Source organism: Kocuria nitroreducens (assembly GCF_042879195.1).
GTDB classification, from domain to species: Bacteria; Actinomycetota; Actinomycetes; order Actinomycetales; family Micrococcaceae; genus Kocuria; species Kocuria nitroreducens.
Window position 1 is genome coordinate 1 of record NZ_JBHZTC010000071.1, and the last position, 1,413, is coordinate 1,413.

Consider the following 1,413-nt stretch of genomic DNA (forward strand, 5'->3'; position numbering starts at 1 on the left):
GGGTCAAGTCCCTGGGCGTGGTGTAACGGTCCTTCCTGTGGTGGTCAGGCGGTGAGCGCGGCCAATGGGTCGGGGTTCACCTCGCTTCCGGTGTCGGCGACGGTGGTGAGCCGGCAGCGGGTGAGGATCTCGAGGCCGAGGTAGCGGCGGCCTTCAGCCCATTCGTCGGTCTGCTCGGCCAGCACGGCCCCGACCAGGCGGATGATGGCCTCGCGGGAGGGGAAGATCCCCACCGAGTCGGTGCGGCGGCGGATCTCCTTGTTCAGCCGTTCGGCAGGGTTGTTGGACCAGATCTGCATCCACACGTCTTTTGGGAACGCGGTGAAGGCCAGCAGGTCGGCCCGGGCAGCATCGAGGTGCTCGGCGACCTGTGGGAGCTTCTCACCCACGTAGTCCAGTAGCCGGTCGAACTGGGCGTTCACGGCGGTGGCGTCGGGCTGGTCGTAGACCGAGTGCAGCATCGCCTTGACGGCCGGCCACATGGTCTTCGGGCAGATTCCCATCAGGTTGGCCGCGTAGTGGGTGCGACACCGCTGCCAGGCGGCCCCGGGCAGGTGGGCGGCGATCGCCTCCACGAGCCCGGCGTGGGCGTCACTGGTGACCAGGCGGACCCCGCCCAGCCCGCGGGCCACCAGGTCGGCGAAGAAGCTGTTCCATGCCGCCCCTGTCTCACTGGTGGCCACGCGCATGCCGAGGACCTCGCGGTGCCCGTCGCCGTTGACCCCGGTGGCGATCAGGACCACGGCGTTGATGACGCGCCCACCCTCTCTGACTTTCATGGTCAGCGCGTCGGCGGCCACGAACGTGAAGGGACCGGCTTCGTCCAGGGGCCGGTGGCGGAAGGACTCCACATGCTCGTCCAGGTCGGTGGCCATCCGGGAGACCTGGGACTTCGACAGGGAGTTGATCCCTAAGGTCTTCACCAGCTTGTCCATCCGGCGGGTGGACACTCCGGCGAGATAGCAGTCGGCGACGACGGTGATCAGCGCGGACTCGACCCGCTTGCGCCGCTCGAGCAACCAGTCCGGGAAGTAGGTGCCCGATCGCAGCTTCGGCACGGCCACGTCGATGGTGCCGAGGCGGGTGTCGAGGTCGCGGTGGCGGTAGCCGTTGCGCTGGACCACCCGATCCGGGGACGGGCGACCCCACTCGGCGCCGGCGACCGCGTCGGCGTCGGCGGAGAGCAGCGCGTTGATCACCGTCTGCAGCAGAGTCCGCATCAGATCCGGGGAGGCGTCGGCCAGGGCTTCACCGAGCAGGCCGGCAGGGTCGACAATATGAGGTGCGGTCATCGTGATGACTCCATTCGAGGGTGCTGTGAGAGGTGAACTCGAAGGATCACACGGTGGCCGCGCCTCGTCTGGAACGACGAACTCGGCCACCGAGCGTTACACCATCATCCGGGACTCAACT

General features: G+C 68.0%; 1 protein-coding gene. It reads right to left on the reverse strand.

Annotated features, from left to right (window positions below):
- Window positions 1-44: 44 nt before the first annotated feature.
- Window positions 45-1,292 (reverse strand): IS256 family transposase, encoded by a 1,248-nt coding sequence (locus ACFYE1_RS17385; RefSeq protein WP_387745783.1) that lies wholly within the window; start codon window positions 1,290-1,292, stop codon window positions 45-47.
- Between the last annotated feature and the right edge of the window lie 121 nt (window positions 1,293-1,413).